This window comes from Kitasatospora indigofera (assembly GCF_014655955.1).
Lineage (GTDB): Bacteria > Actinomycetota > Actinomycetes > Streptomycetales > Streptomycetaceae > Kitasatospora > Kitasatospora indigofera.
This window is the reverse complement of record NZ_BNBO01000008.1, coordinates 1-22,985: the sequence shown is the minus strand read 5'-3', so window position 1 is coordinate 22,985 and position 22,985 is coordinate 1. Positions and strand designations below refer to the sequence as shown.

Here is a 22,985-nt window from a genome sequence, read left to right as displayed (position 1 = left end):
CGGGGACCGGGCCGCCCCGGGCCTTCCCGGTAACCTCCCGGCGCCGGAATCCGTTGATGGACCATGAGAGTGATACCTGCACAATGGCGGCCGCCCACCCTCGCCGACGACGAAACGGTTCTGCACCCGGACCAGCCGGACAAGCCGGACGAGCCGATCTTCGACGAACTGGTCCACCGGTGGACCAGCGCCGGCCGCGCCGTCCCCGGACGCCCCGACAACGAGTGGACGACCCTGGTCAGCCGCGCCCCCTGGCCACGCCGGTAGGAGCCCGGCCCCCGGCGCACCCCCGCCCCCCCGGCGCCATGCCCAGGCCCGGTACCCGGCGTTGAAGGGCCGGAGCGCCTCCCCGGACACCCCGCACGAACCTGGAGACGACAGGGACTGATCCTGTGTCACAACTCCACACCGCCGCCCCGCCGGGCCTTGGCGCGCCGCCACGTCCGGGCGCCCTGTCGGCCACCGGTCCGACGGTGGGCCCACCCCGCACGCCCCGCCGCCCCAGGGGCGTGGGCCCGTGCCGCGCGCCCCTCGGCGGCCGTCCGGATGCCCGCCGGAACGCCCGCCGCGCAATGAACGGAACTGGGGCGATCTCCACAGGCACCATCCGCTAGTCTGTCAGGGGTCAGCAGGCCATCCCGCTGCGCACTCGGCCGGCGCCCTCCACGGCACCACCGAGCGCGACGCCGAGCCGGCCGACCAGGACGTCTGTCGGTCCACGCCGAGCAAGCCCCCCGGGGTACGGCGAGGCCCGCGAGACACCCCGCCTCAGTAGCTCAGGGGATAGAGCACGGCTCTCCTAAAGCCGGTGTCGCAGGTTCGAATCCTGCCTGGGGCACAGCGCGCGCAAGCGCACCGCAGGACCCATGGGCCGGTTCACGGGGTGATCCCCGGGACCCGGCCCTTCGTGGTTCTCCGGGCCGGGCGGCCGTCCTCCCGGTAGCCGGCCCCACCCGGCCGGGCCGCACCGTCGGCAGCCAACCCGGGCCTGAGGCCGGTCGGCTGACCAAGGCTCACCGGACGGCGGGGCGGGAGGGACACCCCCGTTGTTTGCCGGGCCGGCTCCCCGGCACCCCGAAGATCGTCGCCGGCCCGCCGGCCGGGTGCGGGCGGAGTGCCGCTCCTGCCATCGGCACCTCGGCCGGCCGCGATGCGGGAATGCGATCGGCCGCCGGACGCCCGACAGGCCTGCTACCTGCGCGTACGGCGTCCCGCCCGCCCCGCGTCCGTCCGCCGCCGCGTGCTCCGGGCGGCTGCTGCGACAACAGCGCAAGGCTGCGGGCCCTGTCGTTCCCCGAGTCGGGACCACCGGCCCGGGACAACCGGCCCGGGTGGCGACCGGGCCGGCCACCGGAGCCGGAGCGACCGGACGGGCCGGACGGGCCGGGCCGCCCCCGCCGGCCGGGCCGGGCCGCAGGGACGGCCTCCGACCGCGTGATGGTGACGGATCTCGACCGCCCCGCCCAGCGCCGGCTGCCGGAGTGCCTGCGCCTGCGCTACGGCCGGCCACCGGAACGCCTGGAGGCCGCCTCGGCCGACGGGGCGGGCGCCTGCGGCCGGGCCGGTCCCGGCTGCGCCCTGCTCCGACGGGCCTGGCCACCGCCGGCGCCGGGGACGGGCCGCTCCCGCTGCCCGGCGTCCCGCGGACGCGCCCGCCGGTGGGGCTGGTCCCCGGCCGGGCCGGCGCCCTGCGGGAGGGCCCGCGGAGGCCCTCGCCGAGGCCCTCCGGCCGGCCCGTCCGACGCCCCCGGGAGCCCGCGCCGGGCCGTACCCCCGGCCGGCGCGGGCCGTGGCCTCGGCCACCGACGGTGACGGCCGCCCCTCCCCCGGGTGCCCGGTGGTGCGGCCCGGCTTCCCTCCGGACAGGACCGGCCGCCGGTGCCTCCGTGTCCCGGCCCGCCGCTCCCGGCCAGGCCGGACCGTGGCCGTGGTGCGTACCGCCGCCGGACGACCCCTCGGGCGGGGCCCGGGGCCCGGCGGGGCGGCCTCGGACGCCCGGGGCGGGCGGTCACCGTACGTACGTCCGCCGGGCCGCCCGGCACAGGTCACGGGCGACGTCCGGCACCGCTCGCGCGGGCATCGGGGCGGACCGGTCGCCCGGACGGTACCGGGGCGAACATTCTCAGGAAACCGGATGAATCGTCAGTGCTCATCTCCAGTAGCCTGGGAGCCGTTCCGGTCGCCTGACGGCCCGGTGCTCCCTCATGACGCCCCCTTCCAGCACGAGGCTCAGCCCCCATGACACCATCCGTGCCTCCCCGAACCGTCTCCCGGCTGACGGGCAGTGTGTGGATATGGCCCGCGCTGGTGGCGCTCTGCGTCGGCGGCTACCGGATGACCACCCCGGACCTGTGGCGGGACGAGGTGTCCACCTGGACGGCGTCCACCCGCGGCCTCGGGGACCTGCTGCGGATGCTGGACCACGTCGACGCCAGCAACGGCGTGTACTACGTCCTGATGCACTTCTGGACCTCCGTCTTCGGCGACTCGACCATCGCCCTGCGGCTGCCGTCCGTACTGGCCATGGCAGGCGCCGCGGCCTTCTCCACGCTCACCGCCCGGCGGATGTTCGACAGCCGGGTGGCCGGTCTCGCCGCCGGGCTGCTCCTGGCGGTCGTCCCCAGCATCTCCCGGTACGCCCAGGAGGCCCGCTCGTACGCGTTGGTGACCTGCGCGGTGGCGGCCGCCACCTGGCTGCTGCTGCGGGCGCTGGACCGGCCCGGCCTCGGCCGCTGGGCGGCCTTCAGCGCCTGCCTGGCACTGGCGGGGGGCGCCCACCTGGTCTCGCTCAGCACGGTGGCCGGCCAGCTGGCGCTGGTCCTGCTGCACCTGTGGCGGACCCGGGCGGCACTGAAGCTGCGGCTGCTCTGGCAGTACCCGCTGGCGGTGCTGGCCGCGCTGGCGCCGCTGGTGCCGCTGATGCAACTGGGCAGCAGCCAGACGAACCGCCAGCTCGGCTGGATCCCCGCCCCGACCGTGGAGGCGCTGCGGACCTTCGGCCAGTGGCTGTTCGCCTCCCTGGACGTCTACCACGTGTTCGTGGCGCTGGCGCTGGCCACCCTGCTGTGGTCCGGGCGGCGGCTGGCCGCGGTGCAACTGCTGCTGCTCGCCGTGCTGCCGGTGGTCGGGGTCTGGCTCGTCTCGCGCGGCGGGACCTCCTACTTCATCGACCGCTACCTGCTCTTCACCCTGCCCGCCTGGGCCTCGCTGGCCGGCGGCGGCGTGGGCGCGCTGTACGCGACCGCCCGGCGCTGGGCGCCCGCCCGGGTCTGCGCGGTGCTGGCACTGGCCCTGATCGCCGTGCCGGCGGTGCAGGCGCTGCCGCAGCAGCGGGCGCTGCGCAGCGTGCTCGCGCACGAGCAGTGGGACGACTACCGGAGCGCCGCCGCGGTGATAGCGGCAGGCTTCCGCCCCGGGGACGGCATGGTCGCCCCGCACGGCGAGAAGAACTGGGCGATGATCGGCCCCGGCGTCAACTTCTACCTGCCGCGGAACCTCCACCCGTACCCGGTGTTCCTGCAGAACACGGCGGCCCAGGCCGAGGACCTCTTCCCCACCGAGTGCCCGGTGGCCGTCCAGTGCCTCGGCCGGAGCGACCGGATCTGGGTGGTGACCTTCGAGGACGCCGCGGACCCGCTGCACAGCCTGCGGGTGGACCAGACGAACGCGCTGCTGGCGCAGTACCGGCCGACCGAGGTCATGCGGACCCGGGGCCTCACGGTGTCGCTGCTGGAGCTCAAGGGCTGACCGGCGGGCCGTCCCGCCCGTGGGGCGGGAAGAGGGCGGGACGGACGGTCGCGACCGTCCGTCCCGCCCTTGTCCGTCCGACGTCCGCCCGAAGCCCGTCCGAAGCCCCGTCCTCGTGCGTCCTCGTGCGTCCTCGTGCCGCCGCCCTCCGTTTCCCGCCGCCACCGCTTGCCGCCGCCCCGTCCCGGCGGGCCGGCCCGGGCGCCGGGCACCCCGGCCGCGGTCCGAGCCACGGGGCGGCAGGGGCCGGACACACAGGCGCCCGCCCGACCGTGGTGCGGCCGGGCGGGCGGAGCCTGCGGTCGGAGCGGACAGCTCCGAGCAGTCGGGCCGGAGCGGACAGCTCCGGGCGGGCGGGTCAGAGCAGGCGGGTCAGCCGCGCGAGGATCGACGGCGGGGCCAGGTCGGACTTCAGGGCCACCGGCACCTCGACCCTGCCGTCGCCCACGCCGGCCTTGAGCACGCCGACCTGGGTGCCGGCCTTGGCGGTGTGCCCGACCGTGGCCGGTTCCAGCGCCAGGGTGGCGGTGATGCCGTCCCAGCCGGCCACGGTGACGTCCTTGGTGGCCACCACCGGGACCTTGCCGCCGAGGCCGTCGTCCACGAACCCGACGACGTCGCCCTGCTTGGCCAGGGTCTGCCCGGTCAGGGCGCCCTGGGCCGCCGCGATCTGCTTGGCGCTCACCGTCTGGACGGCCTTGAGGATGCCCTCGGTGGCGGTGCCCGGCTGGCCCAGGGTGACCCCGAGGATCATCCGCCGGACGCCGCCGATGTCCTTCACGGCCGCCCACATCAGGCAACCGCCGGCCGGGGTGCTGGAACCGGTCTTGACGCCGATGATGCCGTTCTTCGCGGAGAGCAGGGTGTTGGTGTTGAACACCTTCTGCCCGTTGAAGTTGGTGTCCGGTTCAGCGACCACCTGACGGAAGATCTCGTTCTTCATGACCTGCTCGGCGAGCTTCAGCTGGTCCTTCGCGGTGCTCTTGGTGTCCGCGTTGAAGCCGGCCGGGTCGACGTAGCTGGTGTTGGTCATGCCGAAGCCGGCGGCCGCCTCGTTCATCTTCCGGACGAAGGCCTCCTCCGTGCCGGAGTCCCAACGGGCGAGCAGCCGGGCCACGTTGTTCGCCGACGGCAGCATCAGCATCTCCAGCGCCTCGTACTGGGTGAGCTGCTGGCCCTCGGTGAGGGTGACCTTCGACTGGTCGGCGTCGCTGGACTCCTGGGCGGCCTGCTTGTCGACGGTGAGCTTGGGGCCGCTCTCGCCCTTCTTCAGCGGGTGGTCGCGCAGGATCAGGTAGGCGTTCATCACCTTGGTGACGCTGGCGATCGGGGCCGGCGTCTCCGGGCCGGAGCTGCCCATGTCGCCGACGCCGACCACCGAGGCCGCCGACTGGCCCTTGGCCGGCCAGGGCATGTCCAGCGGGCTGCCGGTGAAGGAGAAGGTGGTGGCCACGCTCAGACCGACCGTGGGCCGCGGCAGCGGACGCAGCAGCTGGCCCGCCACCACGACGCCGAGCACCAGGGACAGGAAGACCGTCCAGATGGTGATCCGCTTGAGCGCCCGGCGCAGCGGGGAGACCGGACGGGCGCTGAGCGCGGCCAGCACCTGCATCGCCTCGGAGGTGGTCTCCGGCTGCGGGAGCGGCTCGGGCGTGGGCAACGGCTCGGGCGTGGGCAGCGGACGCGGCTCGGGCGCCGGGAGGGGCTCGGGGCCCGGGCCGGGCTCCGGACGGGGGCCCGGCTTCGGCTCGGGCTTCGGCTCGGGCAGGGGCTCGGGGTCGGGGAGGGGGGAGGGCGCGGGCGGCTCCGGAACCCGGCCGCCGACCGGGGGCTCGGGCCGGGTGGCGCGCAGCGACTGCGGCTTCTCCAGCTTCTCGGTCCGGACGAGGTCGGGGGAGGGCGCGGCGGCCGGCTCGGGCGTACGGCCGGGGGCGGCCCCCGGGTCCCGGCCGGCGTCCGGGTCGGCATCCCGGTCGGCGGTTCGGCCGGCATCCGGGTCGGCGGTTCGGCCGGCGGGGCGGTCCGCCGGACGCTCGGCGGTCGCGGGCTTCGCCGCCGGGCCGGCCGGGCGGGTGCCGGCACCGGCGCCGTCCCGCATCGCGAGACGCGGATCGACCGCGGCCGGCCGCGCCGGGGCCTCGGCCACGACGGCGCCGACGACGGCGGGCTCGGCGGCCGGCTCCTCGGCGGCACGCTCGGCGGCCGCGGCCCCGGGCCTGTCACCAGCGCTCTTGCCGGCCTCGAAGGCCGCGGCCGGGCGCAGCACCTCGCCGGGCAGGCGCAGTGCGGTGGTCGCGTTGTCCGCGGGCAGGCGCAGGGCGGTGGTCCGGTTGTCCACTTCGCGGACACGCAGCTCCACGGTGGGACCGGCCTTGGCGGCCTTCGCCGACGGGGCGTCCGAGGCCGGAACGGTCAGTTCGAGCGTCAGGTCGGCCGGCACGGCGGGACCGGGCCCGCCGGCGCCCTCTGAAGCGCCGCCCGAGGCGTCGTCCGAGGCGTCGTCCGAGGCGTCGTCCGCATCGTGACCGCCCTCCCCGGCGGCTTCCCCGTCCGGGCGCTCGCGCGCGCCCGTCGCGGCCTCCGGGCCGGCGTCCCGGGCCGTGGCCCCGGTTCCCGCTCCGGGGCCCGCTCCGGCGGCGGTGGACCCGGCGGCAGCGCCCGTCCCGCCCGCGGGCAGACGCAGCTGCACGGTCGGACCGGCCGGCACCGCGGGGCCGGCGGCACCGTCCGCACCGGCAGTGCCGGCCTCCGGCCGGGCCTGCGGGGTCTCCCGGTCCTGGTCCCGCTCCCCGTCGCGCAGCACTCTGTCGGGGGACTCACCCACGTAACCCAGCCTCCTCATACGCCTGGCGGGGCACCGGCCGTCCCGAATTCGGGAAGCCGCCACCCCGCCCCATGTACCTGTACAGTCTCCGCCACGCGACGGCCGATCCGGCCACCCACACCCCGTCCGACCGGCGGTTATTGCGGTCGTACGGCCGTTCCCAGGCCCGTCCGGTGTTCAGACGCCCGCCTTGGCGCCGCTGGTTCCCGCCCGCTGCCGCAAGGTCACGATTCGGAGGCGTACTCGACAAGGCCGTGTGAGAGGCGTCACTCTGTCATTCATCCACGCGGGGAGGCTTGGATGGGCAAGAGCCGCAGAACAATTCCCGAGGAACTCTTGTTGCTCGCCCTGGACCCGACCACGGGTACCACGGCGCAGCCGCAGACCCTCGACCTCGGACTCGCCGGGGCACAGCTCGTCGAGCTGTCCCTGGCCGGACGGATAGTCCCGGATGGGGACCGGATCGCCGTGGTGCTGCCACGACCGACCGGCGACCCCACTCTGGACCACGCCCTGGAACTGCTGCGCCGTCGTGGCAGTCCGGTACGTGCGGCGCACTGGATCGGCGGGCCCCGGCTGGGGCTCCGGCAGACCTACCTGGCGCACCTCGAAAGGTGCGGCATGGTGACTGCGGTGCCGGGACAGGTGTGCGGGGTCCTTCCGACGACGCGCTACCAGGCGTCGGACGACTGCTCGAACGCCGCCATCAAGCAGCGTCTCGACACGTCGATCCGGACCGGTGTGCCGCCGGACCCGAGGACGGCCGCACTGGCCGCACTGGCCCACGCCGTGGGCCTCGGCAAGCATCTGTACCCGGGCAACGAGGGCAGGTCCTCGCGGTCACGACTGCGCGACCTGATCCGTTACGACCCGCTCGGTGGGATGGTCGCGCACGCCGTGATGGACGTGCAGAACGGCCTTCCGTCCCAGCAGGGCCGTAACAACAACGCCCAGTCGGCGGCCGCGCCGGTGCCCGGCAGCCGGCAGCCCGGCGGCCGGGCCGTACCCACCCGGGTCGGTGCCCGGTGAGCCGTCGGTCCGGACGGCGCGTGGCGAGCGGCGCGCGCCGATAGTCGCGAGTGAGCAACCAGCAGGTATCGAGGGGCGGTCGCCCGGCACGGAAGTCGCCGGGTGGCCGCCCCTCTGCCGTACCCAGCCGTAGTGTCGCTCTTACCACCCAGGGACGGCTGCCGTCTCGCCGAAGCGCTTTTCCGATGATCTGTTCTACTGCGCTCGCGCGATTCCCCGGCGCCGACCCGATCCAAGGTGGCATGCTGCTCCAAGTCAGGGGGGTTGGTACCAATTTCCACACTGTTCCGAGGATTGCCGGTCCAACGAGCACCAGAGGCCCGGCCGGAGGTCGATGTGTCCGCGAGCATCAATCCCACAGTGCGCCGCCGAAGGCTCGGCGCCGAACTGCGGCGCCTGCGCGAGACCCTGGGGATGACGGCGGAGGAGGTGGCCGGCCGGCTGATGGTCTCCCAGTCCAAGATCAGCCGCCTGGAGAACGGCCGCCGCAGCATCAGCCAACGGGACGTCAGGGACCTCTGCGACGTCTACATCGGCCTGGAGGCCGAGGCCTCCTCGATCCGGGCCTACGAGTCCTCCTTCGTGCCGGGGCTGCTGCAGACCCAGGCGTACGCCGAGGCCGTGGTGCTGGGCACCCAGCCGGACACCGACGCCACGGCCGTGTCGCGGCGGGTGGAGGTGCGCCTCAAGCGGCAGAGCCGGATCTACGGGGAGAACCAGCTGGGCAGTCTCTGGGCGGTGATAGACGAGGCCGTGCTGCGTCGCGAGGTCGGCGGCCCGGAGGTGATGTACCGCCAGCTGAACCAGCTGCTCGACCTGAGCGCCCGCTCCAACATCAACCTGCAGGTGATCCCGTTCTCGCACGGCGCCCACCCCGGTATGACCGGGACATTCTCCCTGATGGAGTTCCCCGAGTCCGCGGATTCGACGGTTGTCTACTTCGAAGGGGTGACAAGCGACCTCTACCTGGAGAAGGACGCCGACGTGCGCCGCTATACCGGACTGTACGACCACCTGAGGGCCGCAGCCCTGAGTGTCGCGGAGAGCCGGTCACTGATAGCCAAGATCGCAGAGGGGTACCAACCATGACCACCACGTCCGAGAACGGCCTCACCTGGCGCAAGAGCAGCCACAGCGGCGGCAACGGTGCCTGCGTGGAGATCGCCGTACCGAGCGCGGCCGCCGTCGCGGTACGCGACTCCAAGGACCCGCACGGTCCGCAGCTGCACTTCTCCAAGGAGGCCTGGGCCTCGTTCGCCACCGCGGCCGGCTCCGGATCCTTCGGCGAGATCTGACCCGCCCTCACTTGTCCTCACGGTCCGCCCGCACCGGTGCCCGCCGTCGTCCGGCGGCGGGCACCCACGCTCCGGGGCGGCGCACCACGGGCCGGCGCACGACCTGCCGGCACAGCACCCGCCGGCGCACCGCCGGTCAGCGCAGGACCGGTCAGCGCAGGACCGGTCAGCGCACCACCGGGTAGCGCACCGCCCAGGCCGTCCCCTCCCCCGCGTCCTGCCCGTGCAGCTCCGGCCCGTGCATCAGCTCCAGCACGAAGTCGTCCGCGAGCTCCAGGACCGTCCCCCGGCCCTCCAGCCCGGCCAGCAGCTCCGGCGGCAGCGCGGTGTCCCCGTGCAGCGCGCCCAGCAGGTTGCCGCAGATCGCGCCGGTGGAGTCGCTGTCCCCCGAGTGGTTGACCGCCAGCAGCAGCCCGGACTTCACGTCGTACGCCACCAGCGCGCAGTAGACACCGATCGCCAGCGCCTCCTCCGCGACCCAGCCCTCGCCGAGCGCCTCCACCCGCTCGGCGGACGGCTCACCGGCACGGACGGCGTCCAGCGCGCCCCGCAGCGCCGCCGTGGTCTCCTCGTGCGACGGGCGTTCGGAGAGCAGGGCCAGCGCGAGGTGCACGCCCTCCTCCAGGGTGCCGCCGCGGGCGACCGTGTGGACGATCACCGCCAGCGCGCCCGCCGAGAGGTAGCCGGTGGGGTGGCCGTGCGTCAGCACCGAGCACTCCACCGCCAGCTGGAAGACCAGGCCCGGCTCCCAGGAGGTGAGCAGCCCGAACGGCGCGGCCCGCATCACCGTGCCGCAGCCCTTGGAGTGCGGGTTCTTGGGGGCGTCCAGGGTGCCCAGGCGGTCCGCCTGCGGGCCGGAGAGCCCGGACAGGCAGGCCTGGCCGGGCGCCCGCTGGGCGTACAGCCACTCCTCGCGGCCGAGCCAGCCGAGGTCCGGGCGCCGCTCGTCCGGCCCCCAGTCGCGCTGGGTGGCGGCCCACCGCAGGTAGGCCAGGTGGACGTCGGTGGGCGGGTGCCAGCCGCCGCTGTCCCGGCGGATGTGGGCCCGGATCAGGCCGTCGACGGTGAACAGGGACATCTGGGTGTCGTCGGTTATCGCACCGGGCCGGCCGTACGCGGGGACGTAGCCGGTCACCCCCTGCGGGCCGTGCACGGCCTGGATCTTCTCCAGCGACTCGAACTCGATGCCCGCCCCGAGCGCGTCGCCGATCGCCCCGCCGAGCAGGCAGCCGCGCACCCGGCTCCGGAAATCCTGCTGCTGCGCGCGTGACCACAGTGGCATCACGAGTCGGAACCTTTCGTCCAGAGGTCGCGGGAGCACCCGCTCCCGGCCCTCGGCCCGGGAGGCACCCCCAAGCCGGAGGTTGGGGCAACCGCGCCCGACGACGGTTCGCGCGCCCCCGCACTGTATTCGAATTGTTCGGCGGGTTGACCGGTTCCCCCGTACAGCAGCTCTTCAACAAACTGTTGCCGCCGCGCCATCCGACGGCCACGGACCACCACCCGGCGCTGCCTAGCGTCCCGGTCATGACCACCACCCGCACCCGCCTGACCACCGCACTGGCCCTCACCGGCGCGCTGACCCTCGGCTCCCCCGCCGTGGCCCTCGCCGCCGCCCCGGGCCCGCAGGACGCCCCCGCCGCCGCCTCGCGGACGGCCGCCCGGCACGCCGTCCCCTTCACCGCGGCGAGCGCCGTGCAGCAGGCCGACGGGAGCTTCACCCTCACCTGGACCGCGCCCGGCACCCGCGGCGTGACCGTCTACGCCGGCACCGACCAGGAGGACATCCGGCACCGCCGGCCGGTCGCCCGGGGCGCCGGCTCCGCCACCGTGACGGTCACCGGCCTGGCCGCGGCCGACCGCTGGTTCTTCGAGCTCGTCCCGGACCGCGGCGAGCCGCTGGTCGTCGCCGACCGCTCGCTGCACCTCGCCTCGGCGCCCAACTTCCGCGACGCGGGCGGCTACCGCACGGCGGACGGCAGCTGGGTCCGGATGGGCGTCGTCTACCGCTCCGGCGACCTCAGCCGGCTCACCGACGCGGACCTCGCCAAGCTGCGCCGCCTGGGCGTCCGGGAGGTCTTCGACCTGCGCACCCCCGCCGAGCAGAAGGCCGCGCCGGACCGCGTCCCGGCCGGCGCCACCGTGGTCGGCGCCAACGTCCTGGGCGCCGCCGACACCGGCGCGTTCAACGTGACCAGCCCGCAGGCCGCGGTCCAGGTGATGATCGACGCCGAGCGCACCATGGTCTCCGCCGACAGCGCGAAGGCCGCCTACCGCACGGTGCTCGACTCCCTGGTGGAGCGCGACGACCAGGGCGTGCTGTTCCACTGCACCGCCGGCAAGGACCGCACCGGCTGGGCCTCCGCCGCACTGCTCACCGCCCTCGGCGTGCCGCGCGCCACGGTCGAGGCCGACTACCTGGCCAGCAACACCTACCGGGCGGCCGAGAACGCCGCCGCCCTGGCCCAGCTGCCGCCCGCCTACCAGGCCGTCTACAAGCCGCTGCTGGACGTCCGGGCGGAGTACCTGAACGCCGGCTTCGACGAGGTGCAGCAGAAGTTCGGGTCCTTCGACGGCTACCTCAGGTCCGGCCTCGGCCTGGACGGCCGCGACCTGCGTGACCTGCGCAGCCAGTTGCTGGTGGGCTGAGGTCGGCAGACGCCGGACGCCGGACGCCGGACGCCGGACGCCGGGGGCGGACGGCGCCCGGTGGTCCGGGCGGCGCCTGCCCCCGCCGCCGGGCGGCGGGCCCGCGGGTCAGACGACGACCTCCTGCAGCTTGCCGGTGGCGACGTCCAGCACGAAGCCGCGCACCGCGTCGGTGTACGGGACGAACGGGCTGTTCCTGATCCGCGCGACGGACTGCCGCACGTCGGTGTCGAGGTCCGCGAAGGCCTCGGCGGCCCACGGCGGCTTGATGCCGGTCTCCTCCCGGATCGACTCCCGGAAGGCGTCGTCGGAGAAGGTGAGCATGCCGCAGTCGGTGTGGTGGATCAGGATGATCTCGCGCGTCCCGAGCAGCCGCTGACTGATCGCCAGCGAGCGGATCGCGTCGTCGGTCGCGACCCCGCCCGCGTTGCGGATCACGTGCGAGTCGCCCTCGGCCAGGCCGAGGACCCCGTAGACGTTGAGCCGGGCGTCCATACAGGCGAGGACGGCGGTGCGGCGGGCCGGCGGCAGCGGGAGCGGGCCGGTGAAGGAGGCGGCGTAGTCCGCGTTGTTGGCGAGGTACTGCTCGACGGCACGGGGGTTCTCGGTCATGACCGACTCCGGATTCGCTGGCTGGAGCACACGGGGGCGGGCGGCCCGCCGGGCGCGCTCCGGGACGGGGAGGACGCGGCGGGTCACCGCGGGGGGGAGGAGCCGCGGCCGGGAACGGCGGCGGCCCGGGGCACCGGCCGGACGGCGTCGGGCGACGCGGCCGGGACCGGGCGGGGAGGGACGGACGTGCGGGGGCGGGCCGGCGGCCCGGCCCGGGGCGACCCGGTGGGGTCAGCCGCGACAACCGGTGCTGGACACGCGGCAGAGGTCGACGTGTCGACGCCGCACGAGCACGCTCATGGCCCCAACCTAGCGCGGGCCGTGACGGCGGGTCCACGGCCCGCGGCGGGGATCGTGGGCGTACGGGCGTGCCGGGCCGGCGCCCGGGGGCGCCCACGCGCCCCCGCAGCGCCCCGGGCCCGTGGGGCCCCGCGCCCCGGCCGCTACTCCAGGACGGGCAGCAGCGCCGGCAGGTGGCCGTCCGAGGCGATCGCCGCGGCGCGCCGCTCGGCGGGCACCTCGCCGTACGTGGTGGTGCGCTGGCGGTGCGGGCGCCCGGCGGCCTCCGCGATCGCCTCCAGGTCCCGGACGGACTTGTAACTGCCGTACGCCGAGCCGGCCATCCGCGAGATGGTCTCCTCCATCAGCGTGCCGCCCAGGTCGTTGGCGCCCGAGCGGAGCATCTCGGCGGCGCCCTCCGCGCCCAGCTTCACCCAGCTGGTCTGGATGTTGGGGATGTGGGTGTGCAGCAGCAGCCGGGCCATCGCGACCACCACCCGGTTGTCGCGGGCGGTCGGGCCCGGCCGGGCGATGCCGGCCAGGTAGACCGGCGCGTTGGTGTGGATGAACGGCAGCGTCACGAACTCGGTGAAGCCGCCGGTGCGCTGCTGGATCCCGGCCAGCACCCGCAGGTGCCCGAGCCAGTGCGCCGGGGTGTCCACGTGGCCGTACATCATCGTGGACGAGGAGCGGATGCCCAGCTCGTGCGCGGTGGTGACCACCTCGACCCAGGTGGCGGCGGGCAGCTTGCCCTTGGTCAGCACCCAGCGGACGTCGTCGTCGAGGATCTCGGCGGCCGTCCCGGGGATGCTGTCCAGGCCGGCCTCCTTGGCCTGCTGGAGCCAGTCCCGGACGGAGAGGCCGGTGCGGGTGGCGCCGTTGACGACCTCCATCGGGGAGAAGGCGTGCACGTGCATCCCCGGCACCCGGGCCTTCACCGCCCGGGCGATGTCGAAGTACGCGGTGCCCGGCAGGTCGGGGTGGATGCCGCCCTGCATGCAGACCTCGGTGGCGCCGACGTCCCAGGCCTGCGCGGCCCGGTCGGCGACCTGCTCCAGCGAGAGGGTGTAGGCGTCGGCGTCGGTGCGGCGCTGGGCGAAGGCGCAGAACCGGCAGCCGGTGTAGCAGACGTTGGTGAAGTTGATGTTCCGGGTGACGCAGTAGGTGACGGTGTCGCCGACCGCGTCCCTGCGCACGTCGTCGGCGATCCGGCAGAGCGCGTCCAGCGCCGGGCCGTCGGCGTGCAGCAGCGCGAGGGCCTGGTCGTCGGTCAGCCTGGTCGGGTCGTCGGCGGCCACCGCCAGCGCCTCGCGGACGTCACCGCTCAGCCGCTCCGGGGCCGCCCCGGCGACCTGCTCGCGCAGCGCCTCCCAGTCCCCGTAGACGTCCTCGAAGTCGGCCCGGCGGTCGCCGGTGCGGCCCTCGGTGTCGATGGTGCGGTGCAGGTCGGTCCGCCCGTACGAGGCGGGCAGGTCCTCCGGCTCCTGCCAGGGCAGGCCGGCCGGCATCGCGCCCTCCCGGGCCAGGCCGGTGACCGGGTCGGCGAGCGCGTTCACGTGCGGCATGATCCGCGGGTCCAGCCAGGGCTCGCCGCGCAGCAGGTACTCGGGGTAGACGGTGAGGCGCTCGCGCAGCTCGAAGCCGGACTCGGCGGTGCGGGCGGCGAGCTCCTCGATGTGCGGCCACGGACGCTCGGGGTTGACGTGGTCGGGCGTCAGCGGGGAGACGCCGCCCCAGTCGTCGATCCCCGCGCCGATGATCAGCGCGAACTCGGAGTCGACCAGGTTCGGCGGCGCCTGGATCCGGGCCGAGGGGCCGAGCACCAGCCGGGTGACGGCGATGGCGGCGGCCAGCTCCTCCAGCTCGGCGTCCGGCATCGCGCGCATCGCGGTGTCCGGCTTGGCCCGGAAGTTCTGCACGATCACTTCCTGGACCGCGTGGTACTGCCGGGCGGTGCGCCGGATCGCGAACAGCGCGTCAGCCCGCTCCTCGTACGTCTCGCCGATGCCGATCAGCACACCGGTGGTGAACGGGACGGCGCTGCGCCCGGCGTCCTCCAGCACCCGCAGGCGTACCGCCGGCTCCTTGTCGGGCGAGCCGAAGTGCGGGCCGCCGGGCTCGGACCAGAGCCGGGTGGCGGTGGTCTCCAGCATCATGCCCATCGAGGGGGCGACCGGCTTCAGCCGCTGGAAGTCCGTCCAGGTGAGCACGCCGGGGTTGAGGTGCGGCAGCAGGCCGGTCTCCTCCAGCACCCGGATCGCCATCGCCCGCACGTACGCGAGGGTGTCGTCGTAGCCGTGCGCGTCCAGCCACTCGCGGGCCTCGGGCCAGCGCTCCTCGGGCCGGTCGCCCAGCGTGAAGAGCGCCTCCTTGCAGCCCAGCGCCGCGCCCTGACGGGCGATCTCCAGCACCTCGTCCGGCGAGAGGTACATGCCGTGCCCGGCCCGGCGGAGCTTGCCCGGCACCGTGACGAAGGTGCAGTAGTGGCACTTGTCCCGGCAGAGCCGGGTCAGCGGGATGAAGACCTTCTTCGAGTAGGTGACCACCCCCGGCCGGCCCGCCGCCTCCAGGCCCGCGTCGCGGACCCGGGCCGCGCCGGCGCAGAGGTCCCGCAGGTCGTCCCCGCGGGCCTGCAGCAGCACCGCGGCCTCGGCCCGGTCGAGGGCCACGCCGTCCCGTGCCCGGCGCAGTGCCCGCCGCATTCCGTTGCTGGTCGGGCCGGGTGTGCCGGGGGAGGCCTCGGTTGCGTCCATGCCGCGACGATACGCCAGCATTCGACCTCGGGAGGACGCAACCCTGAGGTGGGATCAGGGTCACGTCCGCCGCCCGATGGTCCGTGAGACGTACGCGGATCTGGCCCTGCAGAGCGATGCCCCGGGGCGGTCCGGAGCGTCTAATGGAGCAGGAAGGGGCGATCCGCCACGGGCTACGGAGGGGTTGAACGTGATGACGGACCACACGACGACTACTGACGGGGAGGGCGGCGCGCCGTACCGCTCCGGGCGGCGCACCGCGGTGCGGATCCTGGTGCCGGTGGTGGTGGCCGGTACGGTCGCGGCCGGCATCGGGCTGGTGCCCGCGCTCGCCGACGGACGCTCGCCGGACCTGCCCGCCCTGACGGCGGAGCAGCTGGTGGCGAAGGCGCTGGGCACCGGGACGCAGAGCCTCTCCGGGACGGTGCGGGTCAGCGCGGACCTGGGGGCGCCGGCCCAGCTGCTCGGCGCGGTCGGCGGCCTCGGCACCGGCGGCCAGGGCGGCGGCGCGCAGGGCTTCGACCCGTCCGCGCCGGCGCCGGAGTCCAAGCTGGCCGGCCTGCTGGGCGGGGAGCACACGCTGCGGGTCGCGGTGGACGGGCCGGACCGCCAGCGGGTCGGGCTGATCGAGCAGTTGGCCGGCTACGAGCTGGTGCGCAACGGCGACCAGGTCTGGGCCTGGGACAGTGCCTCCAACGAGGCCTTCCACCTGGCGCTGCCGCAGGGCGGCGGGCACCCGGCGACGACGCCCGGCCTGCCGGCCGGGGTGCCGGTCACCCCGCAGGAGGCGGCCCGGCAGTTCCTGGCCCTGGGCGCGGGCACCACCTCGGTCACGGTGGACGGCACCACCACGGTGGCCGACCGGAAGGCGTACCAGCTGAGCGTGCGGCCGACGCAGTCCGGCTCGACGCTGGGCGAGGTGCGGATCGCCGTCGACTCCGCCACCGGCGTGCCGCTGGCCGTGGTGGTGAAGGCGACCGGCGGCGCCACCGTGTTCGACGCGCACTTCAGTGACGTCTCGTTCGCCAGGCCGGACGCGAAGGCCTTCGAGTTCGCCCTGCCCAAGGGCGCCAGGGTGGTCGAGCAGAAGGCCGGTGAGGCGCCGGCCGGCGGGCAGCCGGGTGGCGGGCCGAAGGCCGGCGGGCAGCCGGGCGCCGAGGAGGCCCGGGCCGCCGAGGACTCCCTGAACGTGATCGGCGAGGGGTGGACGACGGTGGTCAGCCTGAAGCTGCCCGCCGGGGAGATCCCGGCCGGGGCGGCGGGCCGGCACGGCTCCGAGGCCGCCGGGCAGAGCGTCCAGTCGCTGGCCCGGGCGCTCGGCAAGCCGGTCAAGGGCGGGTCGCTGATCAGCACCAAGGTGCTGAACGCGCTGGTCACCGAGGACGGCCGGGTGTTCGCCGGCGCGGTGACGCTGCCGGTCCTGCAGAGTGCGGCCGGAGTGAAGTGATGGTCCAGGCTCCCTCCACGGAGCCGACCGGGGGCCGGGCCGCGGACGCGCGCCCGGCCCCCGGGGTCGCTCCCTCCGCCGCTGCCTCCGCCGTCCCGGCGACCGCTCCCACCGCACCCGCCCCGGCGGCCGACCACGTGATCAGCACCACCGGCCTGACCAAGCGCTTCCGCGGCGGCCAGCTCGCCGTGGACGGGCTCGACCTGACGGTGCCCCGGGGCAGCGTCTTCGGGTTCCTCGGCCCGAACGGCTCCGGCAAGACCACCACGATCCGGATGCTGATGGGCCTGATCGCGCCCACCTCCGGGCGGGCGACGGTGCTCGGCGAGTCCATGCCGCAGTCGGTGGGCAGCGTGCTGCCCCGGGTCGGCGCCCTGATCGAGGGGCCCGCGCTCTACGGCTTCCTGTCCGGGCGCGACAACCTCGCGCGCTACGACGCGGCCGACCCGACCGCGGACCCGCGCACCCGGGACCAGCGGGTCCGGGAGGCGCTGGACCGGGTCGGGCTGACGGCGGCGGCCGGCAAGAAGGCCCGGGCGTACTCCCTCGGGATGAAGCAGCGCCTGGGCCTGGCGGCGGCCCTGCTGCAGCCGCGCGAGCTGCTGGTGCTGGACGAGCCGACCAACGGGCTGGACCCGCAGGGCATGCGGGAGATCCGCTCGCTGGTCCGGGAGGTCGCGGCGGAGGGCACCACGGTGTTCCTCTCCTCGCACCTGCTGGACGAGATCGAGCAGGTCTGCACGCACGCCGCGGTGATGTCGCGCGGCCGGCTGGTGGTGCAGGGCACCGTCGCCGAACTGGCGGCCCGCGCCCAGGGCCGGCTGGTGGTCCGTACCGACGACACGGCGGCCGCCGCCGGGGTGCTGGCCGCCCACGGGCTGGCCGGCGTCGTCGCCTCCGAGGGCCGGGTGGACGCCGAGGCCGGCCACGGGGCCGAGGACACGCTGCCCAAGCTCTGCGCGGCGCTGGTGGAGGCCGGGGTGCGGGTGCGCGGCTTCGGTGTGGAGCGGGGCACGTTGGAGGACGCCTTCGTGGCGATGACCGGGGAGGGCTTCGATGTCGCGGGTTGAGTCGGTGGCGGAGGCCGGTCCGGGCCGGTCCGCCGGGGCGGTGCCGGTGGTGGGCGGCCGACGGCCGCGGACGGCGGCGGGCAGTCTGGCGCTGGTGCGCAGCGAGCTGTCGCTGACCTTCCGCCGGACCAGGACGATCGCCCTGCTGGGCATCCTGGCGCTGCTGCCGGTGCTGATCGGCACGGTGGTCCGGATCGAGACGGGTGGCGCCCGGGGCGGCGAGGGGCCGGCCTTCATCGCCCAGGTGACGCAGAACGGCCTGTTCCTGGTGTTCACGGCGCTGGCCGTGGCGCTGCCGGTGTTCCTGCCGATGACCGTCGGCGTGGTGGCGGGCGACTCGATCGCGGGCGAGGCGAGCACCGGCACCTTGCGCTACCTGCTGGTCGCGCCGGCCGGGCGGACCAGGCTGCTGGTCGCCAAGTTCACCGCCGGGCTGGCCTTCTGCCTGGCGGCGACGGCCACCGTGGGGCTGGCCGCGCTGGCGACCGGCGCCGCGCTCTTCCCGCTCGGTGAGGTGACGCTGATCTCGGGCGACACCATCAGCTTCGGCGAGGCGCTGCTGCGGGCCGTCCTGGTGGTCGGGGTGGTGGCCTGCTCGCTGGCCGGCCTGGTGGCGATCGGGCTGTTCGTCTCGACCTTGACCGGCAGCGGGATCGCCGCGATGGCGAGCACGGTCGGCCTGGTGATCACCGTGCAGATCCTGGACAGCTTCCCCCAGCTGCACGCCGTGCAACCGTTCCTCTTCACCCACCACTGGCTGACCTTCGGGGACCTGCTCCGGGAGCCGATGTACTGGGACGGCGTGCTGAAGAACCTCGGGCTGCAGGCCTTCTACGTCGCCGTCTTCGGTTCGGCCGCGTGGTCGCGCTTCACCGGCCGGGACATCACCGCCTGAGCGGGCGGGCCGTCCCGCCCCCGAGGGGCACCCGGCCGCGCCGCGCCCCGCCGGCCGCCGCCCTCAGCGGGTGGCGGCCGGGGCGGCGGCCTGGTCCAGGCCGGTGACGGCGACGGGCGGCAGGGCGGCGACCCGGTCGGTGCGCAGCCGGCGCAGCGCGTCCCAGGTGAGCAGCGCGAGAGCGGCCCAGACCAGGGCGAACCCGGCCCAGCGGGCGGGCGCCATGGTCTCGTGGAAGACCGCGATGCCGATCAGGAACTGGAACACCGGCGCGAGGTACTGCAGCAGGCCCAGCACGGTCAGCGGCACCCGGACCGCCGCGGCGCCGAAGCAGAGCAGCGGGACGGCGGTGATCAGGCCGCTCAGCACCAGCAGGCCGGAGTGGCCCCAGCCGTACGAGCCGGGGACGGTGTGGCCGAAGGTGCCCTGGCCGCGGGCGGCGAGGTAGACCAGGTAGCCGAGGGCGAAGGGGAACATGAAGGCGCTCTCGACGGCGAGGCTCTCCAGTCCGCTCAGGGCGACCTTCTTCTTCAGCAGCCCGTAGACGGCGAAGGAGAAGGCCAGGGTGAGCGCGATCCACGGCAGCCGGCCGTAGCCGACGGTCAGGACGGCCACCGCGAGGGCGCCGATGCCGACCGCCGCCCACTGGGCCCGGCGCAGCCGCTCGTGCAGCAGCAGGACGCCGAAGGCGATGGTGACCAGCGGGTTGATGAAGTAGCCGAGGCTGGTCTCGACGACGTGCCCGCTGTTGACGCCCCAGATGTAGACGCCCCAGTTGACCGAGACCAGGGCGGCCGCCGCGGCCGACATGGCGATCCGGCGGGGCTGGCGCAGCAGTGGCCGGATCCAGCCCCAGTGACGTTGCGCCAGCAGCATCAGGACGACCGCGACCAGCGACCAGACCATCCGGTTGACCAGGATGTCGTCGGCCGCGCTGGGCTCCAGCAGCGGCCAGAACAGCGGGAAGAGCCCCCACATCCCGTACGAGGCGATTCCGAACCAGAGGCCTCTGGTGGCCTCCTGTGGGGATGTCTCCGGCATGACTGCCTGCCCTCCGCGCGCACGGGTGTCGAGCCGACGGTAGCGGGCGGAGGGCGGGATGTCATCTCCGTATTTCGTTTTTGGTCATGACAGGGGGCGGCGCCCCGGTCAGCGGGCCAGTGCGGCCTTCAGGGTCTCGGCGAGCGGCGTGGTCGGACGGCCGATCAGCCGGGCCAGGTCGCCGTTGGAGCGGGCCAGCTCGCCCCGGACGATCGCGGCGTCCACGTCCACCAGGATCTCGGCGAAGGGCGCGGGCAGGCCGGCGCCGAGCAGCACCTGGAGGTGCTCGTCGGCCGTCACGTTGCGGAAGGCCACCGGGCGGCCGGTCTGCCCGGCCAGCTCCGCCGCGAACTCCTCGAAGCTCCAGGCCGTGTCACCGGCCAGCTCGTACACCCGGCCCTCGTGGCCCTCGCCGGTGAGCACGGCCACGGCCGCGTCGGCGTAGTCCTGGCGGGCGGCGGAGGCGATCCGGCCCTCGCCGCTGCTGCCGACCGGGCCGCCGCGCTCCACGGTGCCCGCCAGGTCGGCGGTGTAGTTGTCGGTGTACCAGCCGTTGCGCAGCAGGACGAAGGGCAGGCCGGAGGCGCGGATCGCGGCCTCGGTCGTCTTGTGCTCGTCCGCGAGCCGGAACCCGGCCTCGTCGCCGCCGAGCACTCCGGTGTAGGCGAGCAGCGAGACCCCGGCGGCCTTGGCCGCGGCCACCACCGCGAGGTGCTGCGGGACGCGCCGGCCCACCTCGCTGCCGGAGATCAGCAGCACCTTGTCGCCCGCGTGGAAGGCGGCGGCCAGGGTCTCGGGCCGGCCGTAGTCGGCGACCCGGACGTCGACGCCGCGGGCGGCCCAGTCGGCGGCCTTCTCGGGCGAGCGGACGGCGACCGCGATCTCGGTGGCGGGGACCCGGGCCAGCAGGCCCTCGACCACGAGGCGGCCGAGCTGTCCGGTGGCGGCGGTGACGACGATCATGCGGTGCTCCTGGGGTGGGAAGGTCTCGTTGGCTTCGAAACTCACCCTAGGCACTGCACTAACTATTCGAAAGTACGCACTTTGAAGTAGGGTACTGATGTGGAGGTAATGACATGAAGGTGATCACGGCGGTCCCGCCGCTCGACCGGGCACCCGACGTCTACGACCGGATGTGCCCGTCCCGGGGCGTGCTGGAGCACGTCACCAGCCGCTGGGGCGTCCTGGTGCTGGCGGCGCTGAGCGAGCGCGGCTACCGCTTCAGCGAGCTGCGCCGCCGGGTGTCGGGGGTGAGCGAGAAGATGCTCGCCCAGACCCTGCAGACCCTGGAGCGCGACGGCTTCGTGCTCCGCGAGGCCCGCCCGGTGATCCCGCCCCGGGTCGACTACAGCCTCACCCCGCTGGGCGAGGAGGCCGCCGAGCTGGTCTCCACCCTGGCGCACTGGTCGGAGCGGCAGGTGCCGGCCGTCGAGCAGGCCCGCGCCCGGTACGACGCCAGGCCCCGCTGACCCCGTCCCCTCCACGGCAGGGCGGGGCCGCCCCCGGACCCCGCCCGGCCCCGAGCCCCGAGGCCCGGACGAGGCCCGACCAGGCCCGGTCAGGCCTCGTCCGGCCGTTCGGCACGGGCCCGCCCGATCAGCGCCGCCAGCCCGTCCAGCACCACGGCCAGCCCGAACTCGTAGGCGTGCGCCGGGCTGTACGCGCCGCCGTGGGCCTCCCCGGCCGCCGCGCCGACCCGGGCCGCGGTCGGGTGGCGCCGCGGGTCGAAGACCTTGGCGAGCAGGTCGGCGTTGCCCGCCCACCACTGCTCGTCACTCATCGCACTGTCCTGTTCGGCGGCCCGCTCGTCGGCCGCCATCCGCGCACAGCTCTGCACGAAGCCCAGCAGGTGCGTCAGCGCGGCGTCCATCTCCACGTCGCCCAGGCCGACCCCGTCCAGGGCGCGCAGCTCGTACTCGTACTTGGCCATCAGGCCGGGCCCGAGCGGCGGCCGGCCGGTGGGCAGCGAGGCCGCCCAGGGGTGGGCCCGGTACAGCGCCCGGTTGTCCGCCGCGACGGCGGCCAGCCGGGCCCGCCAGCCGTCGCCCTCGGGCCTGGCCCGCGGCATCCCGGCGTAGACGGTGTCCAGCATCAGGTCGAGCAGCTCGGCCTTGCCGGGGACGTAGGTGTAGAGCGCCATCGGCGAGAGGTCCAGGGCCTGGGCGACCCGGCGCATGGTGACGGCCTCCACCCCCTCGGCGTCCGCGAGCGCGACGGCGGCCGCCGCGATCTCCCCGGTCGAGCGCGCCTTCCGCGGCCCGCGCCGCCCGTCCGCCACGGCCGGCTCGCCCCAGAGCAGGGCGAGGGTCCGCGCCGGGTCTCCTGCGCTGCTGCGGTCGGTGGCCATGGGGGAATCCTTCCACGGCAATTCTCCGTACTATGTATACTGTACGGCGTACGGAGTTAATCGACCGGGAGGATCCCCACGATGACAACGCACGAGTCCGGTCCCGGCACGAAGACCGGCGCCCGGCCGGCGGACGGCGCCGGGTTCGACCCCGGCGCCGAGTTCGACCGCCAGCTGGACCGGCTGCTCGCCCTGGGCTACCCCGGACTGGCCGGCCGCACCGAGGCCGCCTTCACCGCACTGGTCCGGCCGCTGCGGGAGACCGTCCTGGCCCTCGGCCCCACGATGGCCGCGCCGAGCGAGAGCCGGACGCCCTTCCTGCTGGTGGTCGACCGCACGCTGGCGCCGGTGGAGCGGACCGTCCCGCTGACCACGCTGGACGGCAGCGCCCGGGCCGGCGTCGTCGACCGGCACTACCCGGCCGGGGACATCGAGCGCTTCGTCCCGGTCGAGGGCCTCGGCCTGCCCCGCGGGCCGGTCCACCTGCTGCTCGACGCCGACCGCGGCGAGGAGTTCTGCGGCGTCGTCCCGAAGGACGCCATGGCCACCGTGGCCGGACGCGGCCGCAGCCCGCTGACCATGGAGGAGGGCATCGCCTTCGTCACCCTCCACCCCCGGGCGCTGGCCAGGAACAAGTGCTTCTCGCTGGGCGCCTCGCGCTGCGGCGACCGCCGGGTGCCGGCGCTCTGGATCAGCCAGGGCGCGCCGAAGCTCGGCTGGTGCTGGGAGGGGAACCCGCACAGCTGGCTCGGCATGGCCTCGGCCGGCGGCCGCGCGGGCGCCACGTCCTGAGCCGGGACGGGACGCCCGCCGGGGCGACGGGGAACCGACGGTGCCCCACCGGATCGGATCCGGTGGGGCACCGTCGCGTCCGCCCGCTCAGCCGACCGTCCAGGTGTCGTTGCCGGCGAGCAGGGTGGCGAGGTCGCCGGGGCCCTGCGTGGCGGTGGCGGTGGCCAGCTGCTCGGCCATCAGCACGTCGTAGACCGGCCGCCGG

Annotated in this window: 19 protein-coding genes, 1 tRNA gene and 1 pseudogene; 12 read left to right on the top strand and 9 right to left on the bottom strand. The window is 75.0% G+C overall.

From position 1 onward, the window contains the following. Nucleotides 1–63: 63 nt before the first annotated feature. The 3 genes from IE329_RS10170 (at nucleotide 64) to IE329_RS10160 (ending at nucleotide 3,747) form a co-directional block, all read left to right on the top strand. Nucleotides 64–267, top strand: a complete 204-nt coding sequence (locus IE329_RS10170; RefSeq protein WP_190210525.1) for a hypothetical protein — start codon at nucleotides 64–66, stop codon at nucleotides 265–267. Nucleotides 268–765: 498 nt separating this feature from the next. Beyond that, nucleotides 766–838: transfer RNA gene (locus IE329_RS10165), tRNA-Arg, on the top strand. Nucleotides 839–2,250: 1,412 nt separating this feature from the next. Further along, on the top strand, nucleotides 2,251–3,747 hold the full coding sequence (locus tag IE329_RS10160; protein WP_190210524.1) for a glycosyltransferase family 39 protein: 1,497 nt from the start codon (nucleotides 2,251–2,253) through the stop codon (nucleotides 3,745–3,747). A gap of 358 nt (nucleotides 3,748–4,105) precedes the next feature. Here the strand turns inward: IE329_RS10160 and IE329_RS10155 are convergent, their stop codons facing one another. Further along, the gene (locus IE329_RS10155) at nucleotides 4,106–6,571 is read right to left on the bottom strand and encodes a hypothetical protein (protein ID WP_190210523.1); all 2,466 of its coding nucleotides are present in this window, start codon (nucleotides 6,569–6,571) and stop codon (nucleotides 4,106–4,108) included. A gap of 300 nt (nucleotides 6,572–6,871) precedes the next feature. On the opposite strand from IE329_RS10155, the gene IE329_RS10150 reads away from it, so the two are divergent. The 3 genes from IE329_RS10150 (at nucleotide 6,872) to IE329_RS10140 (ending at nucleotide 8,895) form a co-directional block, all read left to right on the top strand. Further along, a complete protein-coding gene (locus IE329_RS10150; RefSeq protein WP_073924993.1) occupies nucleotides 6,872–7,600 on the top strand; it encodes a GOLPH3/VPS74 family protein in 729 nt (242 codons plus the stop codon). A gap of 336 nt (nucleotides 7,601–7,936) precedes the next feature. After that, a complete protein-coding gene (locus tag IE329_RS10145; RefSeq protein ID WP_190210522.1) occupies nucleotides 7,937–8,689 on the top strand; it encodes a helix-turn-helix domain-containing protein in 753 nt (250 codons plus the stop codon). After that, on the top strand, nucleotides 8,686–8,895 hold the full coding sequence (locus IE329_RS10140) for a DUF397 domain-containing protein (RefSeq protein ID WP_073924995.1): 210 nt from the start codon (nucleotides 8,686–8,688) through the stop codon (nucleotides 8,893–8,895). The genes IE329_RS10145 and IE329_RS10140 overlap by 4 nt, the downstream gene beginning before the upstream one ends. A 166-nt stretch (nucleotides 8,896–9,061) precedes the next feature. Here IE329_RS10140 and IE329_RS10135 read toward each other — a convergent pair whose 3' ends face one another. Further along, nucleotides 9,062–10,177, bottom strand: coding sequence for an ADP-ribosylglycohydrolase family protein (locus tag IE329_RS10135; protein ID WP_190210521.1), 1,116 nt, complete (start codon nucleotides 10,175–10,177; stop codon nucleotides 9,062–9,064). A gap of 245 nt (nucleotides 10,178–10,422) precedes the next feature. Here IE329_RS10135 and IE329_RS10130 point away from each other — a divergent pair, with 245 nt between their 5' ends. Then, the gene (locus IE329_RS10130) at nucleotides 10,423–11,544 is read left to right on the top strand and encodes a tyrosine-protein phosphatase (protein WP_190210520.1); all 1,122 of its coding nucleotides are present in this window, start codon (nucleotides 10,423–10,425) and stop codon (nucleotides 11,542–11,544) included. A 108-nt stretch (nucleotides 11,545–11,652) separates the two neighbouring features. On the opposite strand, the gene IE329_RS10125 is transcribed toward IE329_RS10130, so the two are convergent. The 3 genes from IE329_RS10125 to IE329_RS10120 form a co-directional block, all read right to left on the bottom strand. Beyond that, nucleotides 11,653–12,156, bottom strand: coding sequence for a beta-class carbonic anhydrase (locus IE329_RS10125; RefSeq protein ID WP_190210519.1), 504 nt, complete (start codon nucleotides 12,154–12,156; stop codon nucleotides 11,653–11,655). Between the two features lie 231 nt (nucleotides 12,157–12,387). Continuing rightward, a complete protein-coding gene (locus IE329_RS42005; RefSeq protein WP_370882327.1) occupies nucleotides 12,388–12,456 on the bottom strand; it encodes a putative leader peptide in 69 nt (22 codons plus the stop codon). A gap of 143 nt (nucleotides 12,457–12,599) precedes the next feature. Continuing rightward, a complete protein-coding gene (locus IE329_RS10120) occupies nucleotides 12,600–15,188 on the bottom strand; it encodes a bifunctional FO biosynthesis protein CofGH (protein ID WP_190210518.1) in 2,589 nt (862 codons plus the stop codon). A gap of 193 nt (nucleotides 15,189–15,381) precedes the next feature. Here IE329_RS10120 and IE329_RS10115 point away from each other — a divergent pair, with 193 nt between their 5' ends. The 3 genes from IE329_RS10115 to IE329_RS10105 are packed head-to-tail and all read left to right on the top strand — an operon-like array spanning nucleotide 15,382 to nucleotide 18,600. Further along, entirely contained in the window at nucleotides 15,382–16,635 is a 1,254-nt protein-coding gene (locus IE329_RS10115; RefSeq protein WP_190210517.1) for a LolA family protein, read from the top strand. After that, complete coding sequence (locus IE329_RS10110; RefSeq protein ID WP_190210516.1) at nucleotides 16,635–17,705, top strand: ABC transporter ATP-binding protein; 1,071 nt, start codon at nucleotides 16,635–16,637, stop codon at nucleotides 17,703–17,705. The genes IE329_RS10115 and IE329_RS10110 overlap by 1 nt, the downstream gene beginning before the upstream one ends. Continuing rightward, nucleotides 17,692–18,600: an ABC transporter permease gene (locus IE329_RS10105; protein WP_190210515.1), complete on the top strand. Its 909-nt coding sequence runs from the start codon at nucleotides 17,692–17,694 to the stop codon at nucleotides 18,598–18,600. Before IE329_RS10110 ends, IE329_RS10105 begins: the two co-directional genes overlap by 14 nt. Before the next feature lie 63 nt (nucleotides 18,601–18,663). Here the strand turns inward: IE329_RS10105 and rarD are convergent, their stop codons facing one another. Together rarD and IE329_RS10095 are read right to left on the bottom strand one after the other, a co-directional pair. Beyond that, entirely contained in the window at nucleotides 18,664–19,641 is a 978-nt protein-coding gene (gene rarD / locus IE329_RS10100; protein WP_190210514.1) for an EamA family transporter RarD, read from the bottom strand. A gap of 108 nt (nucleotides 19,642–19,749) precedes the next feature. Beyond that, complete coding sequence (locus IE329_RS10095; RefSeq protein ID WP_190210646.1) at nucleotides 19,750–20,604, bottom strand: SDR family oxidoreductase; 855 nt, start codon at nucleotides 20,602–20,604, stop codon at nucleotides 19,750–19,752. A gap of 113 nt (nucleotides 20,605–20,717) precedes the next feature. Here IE329_RS10095 and IE329_RS10090 point away from each other — a divergent pair, with 113 nt between their 5' ends. After that, nucleotides 20,718–21,110, top strand: coding sequence for a winged helix-turn-helix transcriptional regulator (locus IE329_RS10090; protein ID WP_190210513.1), 393 nt, complete (start codon nucleotides 20,718–20,720; stop codon nucleotides 21,108–21,110). A gap of 89 nt (nucleotides 21,111–21,199) precedes the next feature. Here IE329_RS10090 and IE329_RS10085 read toward each other — a convergent pair whose 3' ends face one another. After that, entirely contained in the window at nucleotides 21,200–21,988 is a 789-nt protein-coding gene (locus IE329_RS10085) for a TetR/AcrR family transcriptional regulator C-terminal domain-containing protein (RefSeq protein WP_190210512.1), read from the bottom strand. 81 nt (nucleotides 21,989–22,069) lie between these two features. Between IE329_RS10085 and IE329_RS10080 the strand changes: the two genes are divergently transcribed. After that, nucleotides 22,070–22,780, top strand: a complete 711-nt coding sequence (locus IE329_RS10080) for a DUF5701 family protein (protein WP_190210511.1) — start codon at nucleotides 22,070–22,072, stop codon at nucleotides 22,778–22,780. 87 nt (nucleotides 22,781–22,867) lie between these two features. Here IE329_RS10080 and IE329_RS10075 read toward each other — a convergent pair. Further along, nucleotides 22,868–22,985: pseudogene (locus IE329_RS10075) on the bottom strand (2-oxoacid:ferredoxin oxidoreductase subunit beta); the annotation flags it as partial.